This window comes from Bartonella tamiae Th239 (assembly GCF_000278275.1).
Classification (GTDB): domain Bacteria; phylum Pseudomonadota; class Alphaproteobacteria; order Rhizobiales; family Rhizobiaceae; genus Bartonella; species Bartonella tamiae.
Genome location: NZ_JH725147.1, coordinates 1,746,450 through 1,762,033, shown reverse-complemented (window position 1 = coordinate 1,762,033; position 15,584 = coordinate 1,746,450). Strand labels below are relative to the sequence as shown.

Annotated in this window: 12 protein-coding genes and 1 tRNA gene; 5 read left to right on the top strand and 8 right to left on the bottom strand. The window is 36.8% G+C overall.

The window, feature by feature from the left end; genetic code table 11:
- Positions 1-72 precede the first annotated feature (72 nt).
- The gene (gene secD / locus ME5_RS07970; RefSeq protein WP_008040053.1) at positions 73-2,610 is read right to left on the bottom strand and encodes a protein translocase subunit SecD; all 2,538 of its coding nucleotides are present in this window, start codon (positions 2,608-2,610) and stop codon (positions 73-75) included.
- Positions 2,611-2,672: 62 nt separating this feature from the next.
- Positions 2,673-3,104 (bottom strand): hypothetical protein, encoded by a 432-nt coding sequence (locus ME5_RS07965; RefSeq protein ID WP_008040051.1) that lies wholly within the window; start codon positions 3,102-3,104, stop codon positions 2,673-2,675.
- A 408-nt stretch (positions 3,105-3,512) separates the two neighbouring features.
- Between ME5_RS07965 and ME5_RS07960 the strand changes: the two genes are divergently transcribed.
- Both ME5_RS07960 and ME5_RS07955 read left to right on the top strand, forming a co-directional pair.
- Positions 3,513-5,894 (top strand): mechanosensitive ion channel family protein, encoded by a 2,382-nt coding sequence (locus tag ME5_RS07960; RefSeq protein WP_245256512.1) that lies wholly within the window; start codon positions 3,513-3,515, stop codon positions 5,892-5,894.
- On the top strand, positions 5,895-6,164 hold the full coding sequence (locus tag ME5_RS07955) for a hypothetical protein (protein WP_008040047.1): 270 nt from the start codon (positions 5,895-5,897) through the stop codon (positions 6,162-6,164). It abuts the gene before it with no gap.
- Positions 6,165-6,266: 102 nt separating this feature from the next.
- Here the strand turns inward: ME5_RS07955 and ME5_RS07950 are convergent, their stop codons facing one another.
- From ME5_RS07950 to ME5_RS07925, 6 genes are all read right to left on the bottom strand, one after another.
- Positions 6,267-7,076 (bottom strand): glycosyltransferase family 2 protein, encoded by an 810-nt coding sequence (locus ME5_RS07950; protein ID WP_008040044.1) that lies wholly within the window; start codon positions 7,074-7,076, stop codon positions 6,267-6,269.
- 4 nt (positions 7,077-7,080) lie between these two features.
- Positions 7,081-8,130, bottom strand: a complete 1,050-nt coding sequence (locus ME5_RS07945) for a hypothetical protein (RefSeq protein WP_008040043.1) — start codon at positions 8,128-8,130, stop codon at positions 7,081-7,083.
- Positions 8,130-9,305, bottom strand: coding sequence for a glycosyltransferase family 4 protein (locus ME5_RS07940; RefSeq protein ID WP_008040038.1), 1,176 nt, complete (start codon positions 9,303-9,305; stop codon positions 8,130-8,132). Before ME5_RS07940 ends, ME5_RS07945 begins: the two co-directional genes overlap by 1 nt.
- Before the next feature lie 73 nt (positions 9,306-9,378).
- Positions 9,379-9,606: a DUF378 domain-containing protein gene (locus tag ME5_RS07935; protein ID WP_008040032.1), complete on the bottom strand. Its 228-nt coding sequence runs from the start codon at positions 9,604-9,606 to the stop codon at positions 9,379-9,381.
- 80 nt (positions 9,607-9,686) lie between these two features.
- Entirely contained in the window at positions 9,687-10,943 is a 1,257-nt protein-coding gene (locus ME5_RS07930; RefSeq protein WP_008040028.1) for a glycosyltransferase family 2 protein, read from the bottom strand.
- Positions 10,944-11,390: 447 nt separating this feature from the next.
- A tRNA-Leu gene (locus tag ME5_RS07925) sits at positions 11,391-11,476 on the bottom strand.
- Positions 11,477-11,633: 157 nt separating this feature from the next.
- On the opposite strand from ME5_RS07925, the gene ilvA reads away from it, so the two are divergent.
- The 3 genes from ilvA (at position 11,634) to ME5_RS07910 (ending at position 15,202) form a co-directional block, all read left to right on the top strand.
- Positions 11,634-12,923, top strand: coding sequence for a threonine ammonia-lyase IlvA (ilvA, locus tag ME5_RS07920; RefSeq protein WP_008040027.1), 1,290 nt, complete (start codon positions 11,634-11,636; stop codon positions 12,921-12,923).
- A 35-nt stretch (positions 12,924-12,958) separates the two neighbouring features.
- The gene (locus ME5_RS07915) at positions 12,959-13,489 is read left to right on the top strand and encodes a hypothetical protein (protein WP_008040026.1); all 531 of its coding nucleotides are present in this window, start codon (positions 12,959-12,961) and stop codon (positions 13,487-13,489) included.
- A 300-nt stretch (positions 13,490-13,789) separates the two neighbouring features.
- Positions 13,790-15,202 carry a DEAD/DEAH box helicase gene (locus tag ME5_RS07910; RefSeq protein ID WP_035000373.1) on the top strand — a complete coding sequence of 471 codons (1,413 nt, stop codon included), beginning with the start codon at positions 13,790-13,792 and terminating at the stop codon, positions 15,200-15,202.
- The last annotated feature ends 382 nt before the right edge of the window (positions 15,203-15,584 follow it).

Genomic DNA, 15,584 nt, shown 5'->3' with positions numbered 1-15,584 from the left:
TGGTCTTGTTTTATATTTGCCTAGTGGTTTTATAAAAATGGCGCGAAAAATTTTTCGCGCCATACCCATTCATTATTGTTTATTTGCTGTTTCAAGTTTCTGTAAATCTGCACGCCCTTTATGGTGTTTGTGCCACCAATTTCCCAAGAACAAAAGAATGGGCGCGGCGATAAAAATAGAAGATGATGTGGCCACAATTATACCAACAACCATTGGAAGTGCAAAATTATGAACAGCATTTCCACCCCAAATCGCCATCGGCAACATTGCTAAAACAGTTGTCATAGAGGTAAAAATACATCTTACTAATACTTGATTGATAGACATATCGATCAATTCACGTAAGGGCATTTTTTTATACAGACGCATATTTTCACGCATCCGATCATAGACCACAACCTTATCATTAATTGAATAGCCAACAATTGTTAAAAGTGCGGCAATTGCAGTAAGATTAAAGTCAAGTTGAAAAAGAGCAAAAAAACCGACCATTTTGGTCGTGTCCAAAACAAGAGTTACAATAGCACCAACTGCAAAGAACCATTCAAATCGCCACCAAATATAAAGTGTCATGGCCAAAGCTGCTAAAATTACTGCTGTAAAACCTGCCGTTGCAAGTTCACCAGAGACTTTGGGTCCAACGACTTGTGTTTCATCAAATGTGACATCTGGATAGAGTGATTGGACAGCAGCTTTTACTTTTTCAACAGCATTTGATTGCTCACTCTCACCGCCTTCTTGTTGTTGAACGCGGATCATAATTGTATTTTCATTATCGACATTTTGCAAAGCAACTTCACCAACACCTATATTGGATAATTGTGCACGCATTGTCGCAAGATCTGCAGGCTCTTTTGTTGTAATTGCAACCTGACTGCCACCAATAAAATCAATTCCAAAATTTAGCCCAGGTTTAAAAAATAAAAAGATAGATGCTAGTGATAAGGCAACTGAAATACCAATACCGAGAAAACGAGCATTCATAAAATGGAAATTCGTATGTTGTGGAATGAAATTAAAAAAAGGCTGAATATGAAGCGTTTTAATTTTAAACTTACGTATAACCCATGCCATAATAATGCGCACAATAGTAATATCAGTGAACATAGAAATAATAATACCAAGCAGCATCGTCACGGCAAATCCACGAATTGGACCTGTGCCAAACCAAAAAAGTAAAATGGTTGCAATAACTGCTGTCACATTCGCATCGACAATGGTTGCAAATGCATGTTTGAAGCCACGATCAAGCGCTGCCATTGCGCCAACACCTTTGCGACTTTCTTCGCGTATACGCTCATTAATCAAAATATTGGCATCAACAGCTATCCCAATTCCTAAAATAATACCTGCAATGCCGGGAAGTGTGAGTGCTGCATTTAATAGTCCTAAAACAGCGAGCGTTAAAATTGTGTGAAATGCTAACGCAATATCGGCAATAAGGCCCCATAAGCCATAAAGAAAAAAGATAAAAACGGCAACAAGTGCAAAGCCGAATATTCCAGTGAACAGACCCATTTTAATGGCATCTGCACCAAGTTCAGGTCCAACGGTTCGTTCTTCAATAACGGTTAAAGGAGTAGGGAGGGCGCCAGCACGCAATAAAGCGGCAATGGTGGAGGCTTCTTTTGCATCAAAATCGCCTGTGATTTGTCCATTTCCATTTGGGATAACGCTTTGCAAAACAGGTGCTGTTAAAACTTTATTGTCCAGCACGATCGCAAATGGACGACCAATATTTTCACGCGATATATCAGCAAAAATGCGGCTTCCAACTTGATCCAGCTTAAATGTAATGATTGGTTGGCCTGGATTTTGTGGATTAAATGATTGCGCAGCAGTTTCAAGGGTGCTTCCATCAAGAGCAACATCGTCATAAATTGCATAGCGTTGTGTGTCATCGGAATATCCTGATACTACGGAAACACCTGCTGGCGGATTGTTCATGTCAACATTTGTCGGTACCAGATGAAAAGTCATCTTGGCTGTTGTACCTAAAAGTTGGCGTAATTGATTAGGATCTTCAAGACCTGGTAGTTGAACCATTATGCGGTCAGTTCCGATTTTTTGAATAGAAGGTTCAGAAACCCCTACTTGGTCAACGCGATTACGGATAATTTCAATGCTTTGCGTAACGGCATTATTGATACGGTAATTAAGACCAGCTTGGGTTAAGGCCACGCGAATGGTGCCATTTTGTTCCCCAATATCGAGATCTGCAGGCGAAGTGCCAAAAGCTGTTTGTGTGGGCGCAATTAACGCATTTAATGCATTAAGTGCTCGTTCACGTTGGGCTGAGTCAGAGATTGTAGCAACAATGGCATCACCAACCATACGGACACTTGTTGTAGAAATTTGTTCTTCACGTAATTTTGCGCGAACATTATTCAAAACTATACGCAATTGGTCTCTTTTTAAAGCATCAGCATCCACTTCTAAGACGAGATAAGATCCGCCTTGAAGATCAAGACCAAGTGTCACACTGGTATCTGGTAGGAAACTTAAATAGTCTTGCCTTTGTTGTTTTGTGAAAAGATTGGGCAAAGCAATGATAATGCCAGCCAAGACGATAAGAAAGTAAAAAGCTGTGAGCCAGCGTGATGTACGCATATTATTTTCCAGTATTGAGCGCGATGAACAAAATTTAAAACGCGCGACAGAGTATTATGAATTTATAAAAGCGGATTAGTCGTTAATGGCGGCGCGCGTTGAACCGCTTTTATATCATGTTGTGACTTTTTTATAACTTTAAATAAAGTAAAGGCCAAAATGCTATCATAATTAATAGGAAATGCTATGAAAGTATATTTAAAAAAAATGTGTTCAACGCTATGTTGAGAGTGTAATGAACGTTTATCAAACGAAAGAATATGCAGCTTTTTTTGTCTGTTTTCTTGCTGTGCAAAACGATCTATTTTGTCTACATTTTTTTCTTCAAATGATTTGTGATGAAGTGTTTTTTCACGATACGTTTCTCGATGCGAGAGTAAATTGATCTGAGGAATAAAACTTGATGTAAGCCACAATAAAAAACCGCCTAGTAATATATAACTCGACAGCAAGGCCATATTTTCATTTTTTAGGCGTTGATGCGATAAGGGCATGTCATATACTTTCTATTCGCACGTTTATTATGTTTATAGTTTCATTTAAAGCTCACATATATCCATCGCATCCTTAAAGATAAGGGTGGTTTGCACCTCAAGATGAAAAAATGTGTCTTTTAGATTTCATCCTTATCAGCAATCCTCGTCAAGGGAAAGCATATGAGAAGTCAAAATTATATTATTTATGTGGATTTAGAGTGATTATTTGATCATTGATGGAACTCTTAATGATTTTTATTCTTCACATAAGACTATTCTTATGAATAGAATTATAATTGTTATTTTTAATATTTAATGCCCCGTTTTTTTAGTTATTGGCAATATATTAAGATGATAATTGAAATGCAGTTAAAATTTTTATTATGATGCGTCTGCATAATTTGCTTTTTAAGTGAGGTCAAAGTGGTGTTGGTTAAAAAAAACGTCTGTACTACCATAATGCTTATTTTGGGGGCGGTTGTTTTTTTAATATCTTCTTCCTTAATTGAAAATGTTGGTTTTTTTGCACAAGCGCAAACAGTACAAAGTGATGCGTTATTATTAAATAATAACGGTATAATTTCACAAGACGAGTTTTTAGAAAGACAACAAGAATTGGCAAATAATGCGCAAATGCATTTAGAAAACTTAAAGAACCAACTTGAAAATGACACTTATGATAGTTCTTTATTAAATGACATTCGTATCAAAGCAGAAGATATTAAAAATCAAATCATTACAGCTGCTTTAAAATTTCGAGCGCCATTAAATGATATCAATCTGCGATTGGATCAAATAAGTGAACCAGATGAAGGCAATGTTGATGCTGTCAGTGTTGATGATGAACGTAGCCGTCTAAGACAGGAAAAAAATCAGATCAATGTTTTGGTGGCGCAATTAGATACATCATATTTGACGGCTAATCGTCTTATTGAAAATTCTATGATGCTTTCGCGCCAGCTTTTTACGCAAACATTAACCCATCGTGTCCACTTTTCCTTTGCTCTGGGTGAACAGATTAAAATCTTTGCTAAGGAAGCAATGCACGATTTTAATGCTTTAATAATTTCTTGGTGGCAATTTATTTATAATTTCAAAATGATAGAGCTTTTTGTTTCTATTTTGATTCCATTTTTATTAACAACTCTCATTACGTATTTTTCTCATAGAATGATGCGCAATCTTAGACAAACAATCATCTTAGAAGAGGATAATATTCCTTTCTTAAAACGTCTATCACTTGTTTTTCTATCAACCCTCATTCCAACTCTTATTTGTGCATTTTTTGTGTTTTCAATATTTGGAATGTCCAATTATTTTAAGTTATTTTGGCCAGAACTTCGGCATGTTTTCCGCACTATTTCTCATCAAATAGTGTTTGTTTTTTTCATTGCGCGTATGTCTTACGTTATTCTTATATCAAAAAATCCTGATATTCGTTTGCTTAATGTCGCGCATCGCCCTGCTGTTTTACTCGTATTTTTATTATCTCTTTTAGCGTTTGTTATGGCTGCAGACTATGTGATGGATGCCATTTATCACGCAGTTTCTGCGCCTACTCATCTTGTTATTGTTAAAAGTTTTGTATCTGTATTCCTTGTTTGCATCATAATCTTTGCTATCTCTTTTATTAAAGTACGACATCCCAAAACAGATGAAGACTTGATGACTTCTTGGCCATTTTATATCCGTATTCCTTTAATTTTATTTGGATTAATACCCATAGTGATTGCTTTTTTAGGGTATATCGGCTTGGCACGTTTTATCGTGCAGCAAATCGTGATTAGTGGCGCTTTTCTTGTTCTTATGTATCTTGGTTTTCAAACAGCGCGTGCAATAGCATCTGAAGGGGCTTTTTCACAAACAATCATAGGGCGCAATATCGCTAAACGTTTTAACGTTAAAGACGGAACTATGGATCAATTAGGTCTTTTTACAGCTATATTTCTCTACTTTATTGTTCTCGCTTTATGTATTCCACCAATTGTTATGCAATTTGGTTTCACATCGCATGATATTAACAATGCGTTTAAGCATTTTCTTACAGGATTCCAGATTGGAAATGTTTCTATCTCGTTAATCGCTATTTTAACGGGCATTGTTTTCTTTTTGGTCAGTTGGTTTTTGGTACGTTTTTTTGTGCGCTGGCTTGATAATTCAGTTCTTGCGCGGGGAAAAGTGGATTCGGGTCTTAGAAATTCTATCTCAACGATTATTGGTTATTGCGGACTTGCTTTATCTGCGGTTATTGGTTTGTCTGCTGCTGGTTTTAATTTAGGCAGTGTGGCGCTTATTGCAGGAGGACTGTCTCTCGGTATTGGTTTTGGTTTACAAAATATTGTTCAAAATTTTGTTTCAGGTCTCATATTGTTAGCAGAGCGACCATTCAAAGTTGGTGATTATGTTGAAACGGGTACAGTCAGTGGTATTGTGAAACGCATCAGTGTTCGTGCTACTGAAGTTGAAACATTTAAACATGAAACAATGATTGTTCCCAATTCAAGCCTGATCAACAATAATGTTGGAAATTGGACACATCGTAATAAAATCGGGCGTGTGGATATTCCTCTTACTGTTCCTGCGATGATTGATCCTCAACACGTCGTCGACGTATTGATGGAAATTGCTTCAAATGTTGAAGGTGTGTTGAAAAATCCAGCTCCATGGGTAAATTTTTCTTCCTTTGATAGTAATAGTCTAAATTTTTCCTTATCGGTTTATCTTCCGGATATTACAGCAACAACGTCAGCAACAAATGCATTGCGTTTTGCTATTCAAAAGCGATTTTTGGATGAAGGAATTTTATAAATGATAAAATATTTGATCATTTCTGCATCACTATTATTGTTGTTCACAACAATTCAAACAAATGCAGCAACTCTTGTAAATTCTGATACAGAAACTCAAACATTGATTATAACAGAAGGCAGTAGCCGTCGCGATGTTTTGTTAAAAACAGATCAAAAAGTAGATATATGTTCTAAAGGTTGTTTTATAACATTTCCGAATGGTGATCGTTTTGCCATTAAGGCAGAAGATAACATTAGCATAATACGTGGTCGTGCGCGTTTTCAATAAAATTTAAAAGAATTAAGAATTTTTCTTTATTTTTTGTGAAGTTTTTTTAAAAAAAAGAATTATTTGATTTCAGCAGGAGCAGAGATTTATTTGAAAGAACATCTAAGAAGGCATTTTTTTAATTTCAATGTGATCTTCATGCCAATTAATCAACCCTTGTTTTCTGAAAGATTCAAGCCAACCATGCATAGGCCAAACGCCCCAGCGTTTATGAAATAAAGTAGCGTTTTTTATAATATCGTTAAAATGATTGTAAGGTGGGTTCAAAGTTTCGTGATATTGATGATAAGCACGAGTTTGAGCTGTTAAAAAATGATCGACATGAGACTTTTTCGCTTGAAAACCAAAATCTGTATCTTCACCACCATAGCCTTCATATTCTTCATAAAAACCCCCTATTTTATCAAAATTAAAACGTGTCACAAAAAAAGCCAGTGACCAAAACAAGCCTGGATCTTCTTCCCGTTTAAGACCCTTTTTGGGAAAAAACCGTGCATCATGCGGACTTCCTTTTTCCATAAGATCTTTTTCTGTCCATGGAGAAGGCAGTGGTTGATTTGAAAGATACAATATTTCAGGACTAATGATTGCATTTTGGCGTTGAGATATATGCGTTAAAGTTTTAACAAAATTGTGTGCGGGAATGCAATCGACATCCAAAAATATTAAATTATCGTAAGAAGCATGTTGAACTGCTAGATTACGTGCAACCGCTAATGGCAATCGCTCATGTGATAATAAATGAATCTTCAAAATCGGAAAGCTCATTTGCGGTAGAGTATAGTCCTGATCACTCATTTCGATTATAATGAGTTCATCAGGTTTTTGACTGTTGTTTTCTAAACCAATGATAAGATTGATGAGATGTTGAACACGATTTTTATTCAAAGTTAAGACGCTGCATTTCATCATAAGCTCATAACTCTATAGGTGTATCTATAACTAACTGGGATTTATATTTTTTAGCAGTCCGTTGTGCCATACTAATAAGATAATTTGCAGCAGATTCAATTCCATTATTGTCATGTAAATCTGAAAAAGAATGGCGTAAATTTTGTGCTTTTTTGATCGCTTTTCGCCAAGATGACGGCCATTTTTCGTATGAAACTGCAAAACTATTTTTATGCAATAATCGTGCTTTTTCGACTTGTTCATCAAACGGTCTTTTTTGAGGCAAAGCGATAAAAAGTTTGTTCATTGCCATGACGTCTGAAAGCAAACCATCACCACATGCACCAGCCACAATTGTAGCTCTTGCCATAAAAGAATGAACATTATTGACCCAACCATGTATATTGATGTTTTTGGGAAGCGTGATTTGATTTTGAAATGGTCCAATAACGTCAATTGTCCAATCAGAAAGTTCTTGGGCCATTAAAAACAAAAGATCGGATTTTATATTATGTCCGCCTTTTCCTAAAACGAGCAAAATTCTTTTATCATCTGAAGGATAAGATTTTATTTTAGATGTTAAACTTGAAAAATAATCTGATTTTTCACGGAGCCATTTAGGTGTTTGTGGGCTTTCTAATAATGGATGAAAAGGGCATAAAACGCGTTGTGCCGCCTTAAAGATAAAATTATGTGCGACATCTGTTCTGTTTCCTGACAAGCGCGTATAGATAAAAGGCGTTGCATTGAGACATGAAAGCATTGCGATTTCAACGGATATATCAATAAGCATCAATGCGGGTTGTACCTCTTTCATCCATTTTGTTATAAGGTGATTTCTCTCTCTTATTCCTTCATGATATAAAGGAGTATAATGCAGTGCTGGATGGGAGATGACTGTTTCATGATTGGTTTGTTTATCATCTGGTAAATCAATCGTTTTTAATGTCTCGGTTTTGCCGTTTAAACCCGTGCCGAGTAAGGTAAAGTGATGAGGAGCAGATCGTGCGATCTTCATGGCACGTGAGAGATGTCCTTCGCCATGATGATGGACATATATACCAATTTGCACCATCACACTTTTACTCTTAAATGCGCAGGTTGAATAAACTGATCCAATCTTGTTTTTTGGGATTTATTTATGGAATTGGATAAAAGTTTGGCTTTTTTCTTTTCAATTAGATGCTCATAAAGACGCTCATAGTGTGAAATCATTTTATCGGCATTGGCAATTTCTTCAGCGCGTTGTCGACAATCTGCTCGGTTGCAATTCATGGCTTTTTTTATGGCCTGAGCAAGTGATCGTGCATCATTTGGAGATGCAAGTGCACCACTTTTTTCATCAAGAAGCTCACTCATCGCTCCACGTGCAAATGCTGCCACTGCAACGCCTACAGAGAGAGATTCTACAACAACAAGACCAAAAGGTTCCTCCCAACATGGGGTGCAAATAGATGCACGTGCTCCTGCAATAAGTTGGGCAAGCTTTTCATGAGAAACATGACCAAGATATTCTGTGTCAGAACCTAACCGTGGTTTTATTTCTTTTGTATAATAATATTCGTCCCAAATAGGGCCAGCTATTTTTAAATGAACTTGTGCAAGGCGTGCAGCATCAATGGCGTGGTGTAATCCTTTTTCTCTTACAATGCGCCCATACCAAATAACGTAAGTTTCTTGTTGCTTATTTAAGAGTGATTGGTCCCAATGTGGAGAAAAGGCAAACTTATCTAAATCTATTCCATTTGGAATTACACTATCGACTCTAAGTATATTTTCCCACATTTTTGCAGTGGTGTTAGATATCGCAACAACTGTGTTGTTTTGACCTGATGCACAGCGAAACCCACTTTCAAGCCAACAAAATGGAGGCGTATGAAGAGTAGTAACCACCGGCATAGGCAAAATATCAGCCATTGCTATCGGTAAATAATGTAGAGAATTATTATGTACAATATCGAATTGATTTCGTTTTAATGTACACATCAGTTTCATGTACGCATGATGTTCTTTAAAAAAAACCTCATTATGCGCTTCTTGCGTGCCAATATTGCTCAATTCAGTTGCATCACATATTGGATACGTTTTAATGTCTGTTGCACTATTTGCCGCAGCGAAAAGAGTGACATCATGACCTTTTTTTTGCAATTTGGAGGCTAACATATGCGTGTGCATTTCTAATCCACCAGCAAAAGGTTCAGAAATTGGATATTTTAAATGCGCAATAATCGCAATTTTGCGTTTTGACATTTTATTCTCTTGCTACGCTTTATGGAAATCTTATAATTTTGAAAGAGCCCGTTATAAACGGGCTCGTATTTGATTAATATTTGTTATGGCGCAACGGTTCACTGTGAGATGCAAAACTTATCAATGTCGAAATTTGGTAAAGTGCGGATAGCCCCACCACAACATAGATGATACGTGATAAAATTGCTGCTTGTCCGCCAAATAATGCCGCAACAAGATCAAATTGAAACAGACCAACAAGTAGCCAGTTAATACCGCCTATTATAAGAAGTGTAAGTGTTGTACAGTTAAGTATGCGCATTGAGTGTTCCTCTCATTTAATTTGTTTCGTTTATTATTAAACGTATTTTTTTAGATAGAGTTCCGAAAATTGATGAAAATTTAAGCCATTGCATAATGCCATGGGCTTGGTTGAAGACTATGACGGGATTTTGAATCCTTTAAATTCATATGCAAATGAGGTTTATCCGATAAACTAGCGGTTGTTTCTGAAAGTTGTCGCAAACGTGGTAGTTGTGCAATCATCTCACTGAAACACAATCGATGTTGGCGTAAATAAGGACTATATTTTTCAACATAATGCCACATCGCGCCAAAAGTATAAAAATGCATGGCTTGACGGCGTTGTGCTGAGTTTAATCCAAGTTTTTTTAATAAGTCTAAACATTCTGTTTCATTTTTATATGCAGTGCGTAATGCTTGGCGTGTTGTTATACGATAAGCAATCATATCAGCACGTTCAATGCGCTCATCACAAAGATAGTCCTTGGTGTTTAATCTGTGTTTCATTGTTTCAGCCATACCACCTCGTGCTCTTCCATGAAGTCTCATGGACGTCGTAACACGTGATTTGTTGCAATAGTGTACGGGCATGTCTTTATCAATAATGCATTTAACAAGTTCGCGATCCTCACTTGCTGTCACGCGTGGTGCGCCACCTATATGGTCAAATGCAAAAGCAACTATAGACATATTGGCTCCTGATTCGTCTCCGTGGTGAGGCCATGGATTGAAAGGATCAGGATCAAGATCTGCCTGTAATTTTCTTGATAAATTTAGATATTCTTGCTCAAGATATGCTTTTTCAAGCAGCCAATCGGGCAAATATGCTCGTTCATGATTGTTAACTATTACATGGCCACACGTAAGTGCCGCACCTAAAGTGGCTGCATGTAAATGACCTCCAATCCACCCTTTATCGACAAGACTGTCCGCATCGGTTGTTAATATAACGCCGCGCGGGTTAAGAAGCGTATGAGCAATATCAAAACCCAAGGCACGTGCATAGCCTGCTGAAGCAATTTTTTTAGGAAGGGTAATGTCTAAAATGTCTAAAGCAAATGGATTATTTTGTGCCCATTTCCGTGCAAGAGTTGAGGTCAAATCATTTGTATTATTAACAATAAGTAATATCCGTCCTGCGGCTCTAGCGGTGTTCATACTTTGGGCGCATGAATCAAGACAATTTATGATTCGTTTTTCCTCATTTTGCGCAGGTATCACAATGATATAATCGGGAAGACAAGTGAAACGATGTGGCGAAGGCGTCCAATTTTTTAATTTTGCGCGGTTATGCGCTCCTTCTAAAATTTCTCGATACGTTTCAGGTAGGGCGAAATTTTTTTCTGACGATAACACTTTAAAGCCTCCAACAATGCATCAATTTTGTATTGATTTTCTTGATTCTTGATGAAGGCATAAACGAAATGCGCGGTTATTCGTTCCAATGTTATCGTTGGAAAATTAAAACTTATACTAAACAAAAAACTTATATTATTCATCAAAGACAAAAATTTTATGTTATAACTTTTTTGTCAAAAAAGTGTTGTAAGTCTCTGTTAATATTTATTAATTATATTTGAAGAAGCCTAATTTTTTGATGTATATTCACTCATGTTTTTTGTATTCACTTATGTGTAAAGCAGAGTGTTTCAGTATATTGTGAAAATGTGGTTGAATAAAAATTATTAAAATTTCTCAAAAGCTATAAAATTATTTTTATCAATGGAACATATAAACGTATGTTCTAAGCTTTATAAAACCTATCAATCTTAGAAAATGACAAATGAAAATCATAAAGTATCTTGGTGCGGACGGTGGGAATCGAACCCACACGATCTAGGATCGAGGGATTTTAAGTCCCTTGCGTCTACCAATTCCGCCACGACCGCTTGTGTCGCTCTTATAAATAATGATTTTCTATCTGTGAAGTCGAAATTTTAGAAAAATGATATAAATTTTTGTTATTAAGAGTTTTTAGCTGACAAAATACACCATGAGCGCTACAAGGAACTTCAATTACCCTTATAAAAAGGAATATAGTTCATTATGAGTGAATTTTTACATGATGTTTCCCTTGCAGCGAAAAGTTTACGCGAACTTTTTGTTGAAACACCACTGCAGCTCAATCATTTTTTAAGCAAAAAATATGGTGCAGAAATTTATCTCAAACGTGAAGATCTTACGCCTGTTCGTTCTTATAAGATAAGGGGCGCATTTAATTTTGTTTCAAAAATGTTGCATGAGCGGCCACAAGATTCTGTATTTGTTTGCGCATCAGCAGGCAACCATGCGCAGGGCCTTGCATTTGTATGTAATTATTTTAAGTGCAAAGGGGTCATTTTTATGCCAGTGACCACGCCACAACAAAAAATAGATAAAACACGTATTTTTGGCGGTGATGCAATAGAAATAAAGCTGATTGGTGACACATTTGATGAATGTTATGCCGCAGCACAAACCTATGTTGCAGAGGTAGGAGGTGTCATGGCACCTCCTTTTGATCATTATGAAATCGTGAAAGGTCAAGCCACAGTTATGCATGAAATTGCTGAACAATGGCAAAAACTTTTGAATGATGATCAAACTGGAATGGATAAAAATACTGTTCCTGACATGGTTATAGTACCTGTAGGCGGTGGTGGACTTGCCAGTGGAACAAAGCTTTTTTTGCAAGAAAAGGGCTGGCAAACACAATTACGTTTTAGTGAACCGGAAAATGCGGCTAGTCTTCGCGCTTGTTTGGAGCAGAAAAAACGTCTCAAACTGGATGATATTGATAATTTTGTTGACGGGGCAGCTGTTGCAGAAATCGGAGCGATAAATTATGATATTTTGAAATCATTTTCGCCATTTGACGTTTCAGTTATTCCAGAAAATCGTTTATGCGCAACAATGATTGAAATGCTTAATGTTGAAGGCATTGTTTTAGAACCAGCAGGTGGACTAGCCATTGATGCTTTAAAAAGCCTCTCTCCTCAAGATATTAAAGGCAAAAAAATCGTTTTGATTGTTTCAGGAGGAAATTTTGATTTTGAACGCTTGCCTGATGTGAAAGAGCGTGCATTACGATATGAGGGATTAAAAAAATATTTTATATTTCGTTTTCCTCAGCGCCCCGGCGCGCTTCGACGCTTTCTTGATCAGTTAGGTCCCGATGATGATGTGGCACGGTTTGAATATTTAAAAAAATCAGCCCGCAATTTTGGTTCTGTGCTGATTGCCATTGAAACAAAAAATTATGAAAATTTTGCTGTGTTGGCAAAGAAATTCGATGATTCAGGTTGGGCTTATCGTGATATAACGAACGATAAAGTTCTTGCAGATTTTGTGATTTAAGACATGTTTAAAGTATCAATTAAAAGGTAAATATTGTGAAATTTGTTTCTTCTATAATTGCACTTTGTGTTTTATTTATCTCGCTTATGAGTGTTTCATTAGGCGCTGAGCCCAACAGAATGCAAAAAGCAGAATTAAATAGTCTTATCACGCAACTTAACATTGCTGCAGAAAATAAGAATATGAGCGTTATTGCCAATAATATGCCGACACGACTTTTTAAAGAAATGGCACGTCGATTAAATACAAAAGAAATGGCTTTACGCGATAATTTAGTCGAACAGCTGGAAAACCAGTTTGCCAATCTTCCTGCAGGTGCTTATCATTTAGACAATAATAATATTTCTTATCATGAGACACAGAACAAAACATTTTATGCTTTGGTGCCCACACGTGTAGAAACGAATGATACAATAGCCCATTATCAAACATTGGCAATTTTTGATAATACAAAATGGCATCTTATCTATGGTGGACAAAAAACGGTACAAAATCCCATTTTTCTCGAAATTTATCCTGCTTTTAAAGATGTAAGCATACCAGAACAAATCGTTACGACAAAATAAGAGATTATAAATATTTAATGTATTTTAAAATGCTGTTGCTTTTTTGCCGTATTTAAACGATAAGCTGATAATAGGCGCTAAGGCGGAGTATTGTCCGCTTTCTGAATAAGCAGACTTGTGGCGTCACGCATACTTAAAAAAATGTGTATAATAGCCTTTAACAAGCGGTTATATTCTTTTTATAAGGATGTTCATTGGCCGCGCAAGTCGCTTCAAGGTTTTGCCTTTTTAGCGTTTCGTCCAAAAATTGTGTTGAGGATTCTGATTGCGCGGAAGCCTGATATATCGCCTTACGATTCTATGATCATTGGGCTTTTGAAAGATAATATTTTGACAGAACAAACTTTAAAAGGTTTTCAAACCTTTACTTTACCTTCTATCCTTGTAAAAAATCTTGAGCAGGCTGGAATAACATCGGCAAAACCTATTCAGCAAGAAGCGATTCCAGCGATGTTGCAAGGTCATGATATTTTGGGCATTGCCCAAACGGGCTCTGGTAAAACATTGGCTTTTAGCCTGCCACTTTTAGCAAAAGTTGTTGCTTTAGGTGATAAACGACGACCTAAAACTGCGCGCACACTTATTTTGGCACCAACGCGTGAACTTGCTGTACAAATTGAAGAGACAGTGCGTATGGCATCAAAAGGCGCTCATTTGGCAACCTGTCTTATTTTAGGCGGGGTGTCGCGTTTGTCTCAGATTAAACGTATGGCTCCAGGTGTTGATGTCTTGATTGCAACGCCTGGACGTTTGATGGATTTGGTACGTGAAAAATGTGTTGATCTTTCTCAAACACGTTTTTTGGTTCTTGATGAAGCGGATCGTATGCTTGATATGGGGTTTATTAAAGACGTTCGCCAAATTGCAAAACTTGTTCACGCAGAACGGCAAACGGCCCTTTTTTCAGCCACAATGCCGAAAGAGATTTCTTCTCTTGCCGACAGCCTTTTAAATGATCCTGTCCGTATTGAAGTAGCACCACAAGGTACAACTGCCGCCGAAATTTTACAAAAGCTTCATCCTGTGAATAATCGGGAGAAAAAAGACGTTTTGTGTAAGCTTTTGACAAATCCAGCTTTTTCATCAGTCATTGTTTTTACACGTACAAAACATGGGGCTGATGCGGTGACGCGTCATTTAGAAAAAACAGGTTATTCAGTCGCTGCCATTCATGGTAATAAATCGCAAAATGCGCGTCAACGTGCCCTAAAAAGTTTTAGAGATGGCTCTGTTCGTGTTCTTGTGGCTACAGATATTGCAGCTCGTGGTATTGATGTGCCAGGCATAAGCCATGTGATTAATTATGAATTGCCAGATGAAGCTGAAAGTTATGTTCATCGTATTGGACGGACTGGTCGAAATGGAGCGAATGGTGAAGCCATTACACTTTATGATGAATCCATTGAACGCGCGCGTTTAAGAGGAGTTGAACGGGTTATTCGTATGAAACTTCCTCGAGAAGAGGTGCCTCCTCAATTTGGTCAATTACCGGATAAACCTTATAAGTCGGATGAGACAAAGGAAAAATCTAGCAATAACCGTCGTTCTTCTAAACCGAATAAACGCAAACGTCCTTTTCGTGCAAAAGGTGAAGATAGAAACAATCAAAAAGGACGCCCACATGAAGAAGGCAATCGTAGGATGAATACTAAACCTTCTAAAAAACGTTCAAAACCAGTTCGCTTGCGCAAATCTGTAAAAAGAGCTGCTTAATTTAAATAAGTTACAAATGTTGATGAAGTCGCAATCATAATCAAAGTAAAAGCGAGAGAATGTTTTTCTCTCGCTTTTTTCATAAAAAATTTTGCGAGAGCTTAGTAAGTGATACGTAAAATATTAGCGATGATTTTTATCTTTTTAGATTGTGTTTTATTCATCAAATTAAAATTATTATCGGCATGGTTTCATATGATCAGTCTTATAGTGTTTCACTCAATATCGCAATTATGCACGAAAGCGTTCTCATTATTGTCAATTTTTCTTATGCAAACGGGGATTAAACAATTTGAAGTTCATTATTTTTGACATAAATTAAAAATGATGAATTCAATTATCACGATATATTTTTGAATTGAAATATGAACGTTGAGAAGGT

Excerpts from the sequence above, each read along its gene's own strand:
- secD (WP_008040053.1), bottom strand. The coding sequence starts at position 2,610 with ATGCGTACATCACGCTGGCTCACAGCTTTTTACTTTCTTATCGTCTTG.
- ME5_RS07965 (WP_008040051.1), bottom strand. The coding sequence starts at position 3,104 with ATGCCCTTATCGCATCAACGCCTAAAAAATGAAAATATGGCCTTGCTG.
- ME5_RS07955 (WP_008040047.1), top strand. The coding sequence starts at position 5,895 with ATGATAAAATATTTGATCATTTCTGCATCACTATTATTGTTGTTCACA.
- ME5_RS07950 (WP_008040044.1), bottom strand. The coding sequence starts at position 7,076 with ATGATGAAATGCAGCGTCTTAACTTTGAATAAAAATCGTGTTCAACAT.
- ME5_RS07945 (WP_008040043.1), bottom strand. The coding sequence starts at position 8,130 with ATGGTGCAAATTGGTATATATGTCCATCATCATGGCGAAGGACATCTC.
- ME5_RS07940 (WP_008040038.1), bottom strand. The coding sequence starts at position 9,305 with ATGTCAAAACGCAAAATTGCGATTATTGCGCATTTAAAATATCCAATT.
- ME5_RS07935 (WP_008040032.1), bottom strand. The coding sequence starts at position 9,606 with ATGCGCATACTTAACTGTACAACACTTACACTTCTTATAATAGGCGGT.
- ilvA (WP_008040027.1), top strand. The coding sequence starts at position 11,634 with ATGAGTGAATTTTTACATGATGTTTCCCTTGCAGCGAAAAGTTTACGC.
- ME5_RS07910 (WP_035000373.1), top strand. The coding sequence starts at position 13,790 with ATGATCATTGGGCTTTTGAAAGATAATATTTTGACAGAACAAACTTTA.